Genomic DNA, 723 nt, shown 5'->3' with positions numbered 1-723 from the left:
ATTTCCCACCGCAAGGGTAAGACCCCAGAAAGACTATCTGGTTGATAGGTCGAAGGTGTAAGTGCAGCAATGTATTTAGCTTATCGATACTAATAGGTCGAGGACTTGACCAATATTATTTGATGTTTATTGATTAAAATATATATGTAGTTTTTAGAGTGTTAACTCTATGTAAAGTACTAACTTCAATTAATAGAAGATATTTAATAAAAAACTATTATTATTTAGTACTTTAAAAGTATTGACATTTAAAAATAAAGATGTTAATATAATACTTGTCTTATAAATAGGCAATATGTGGTTATAATAGCAAAGAGGATACACCTGTTCCCATTCCGAACACAGAAGTTAAGCTCTTTAGCGCTGATGGTACTTGGTGGGAAACTGCCTGGGAGAGTAGGACATAGCCACGTGAATATTCCAAGGTAGCTCAACGGTGGAGCAACCGGCTGTTAACCGGTAGGCTGTGGGTTCGAGCCCCACCCTTGGAGCCAAAAAAAGCCGAAGTGGCGGAACTGGCAGACGCACAGGACTTAAAATCCTGCGGGACTTACCTCTCGTACCGGTTCGATTCCGGTCTTCGGCACTTATAAAACAATATCGCGGAGTGGAGCAGTTGGCAGCTCGTCGGGCTCATAACCCGAAGGTCGTAGGTTCGAGTCCTGCCTCCGCAACCATTAAAATGGCTCGTTGGTCAAGAGGTTAAGACACCGCCCTTTCACG

At 42.2% G+C, this 723-nt stretch carries 3 tRNA genes and 2 rRNA genes; all 5 read left to right on the top strand.

What is annotated here, in order from left to right:
* Positions 1-113, top strand: a 23S ribosomal RNA gene (locus IC218_RS21555); the annotation flags it as partial.
* Positions 114-296: 183 nt separating this feature from the next.
* Positions 297-413: ribosomal RNA gene (gene rrf / locus IC218_RS21550) — 5S ribosomal RNA — on the top strand.
* Positions 414-419: 6 nt separating this feature from the next.
* Positions 420-494 (top strand) — tRNA-Asn (locus IC218_RS21545).
* Between the two features lie 6 nt (positions 495-500).
* A tRNA-Leu gene (locus IC218_RS21540) sits at positions 501-586 on the top strand.
* A gap of 15 nt (positions 587-601) precedes the next feature.
* A tRNA-Met gene (locus tag IC218_RS21535) sits at positions 602-677 on the top strand.
* Positions 678-723: the final 46 nt, after the last annotated feature.

This window comes from Clostridioides sp. ES-S-0005-03, from assembly GCF_020658455.1.
Classification (GTDB): Bacteria; Bacillota; Clostridia; order Peptostreptococcales; family Peptostreptococcaceae; genus Clostridioides.
This window is presented reverse-complemented; position numbering and strand designations above follow the sequence as displayed.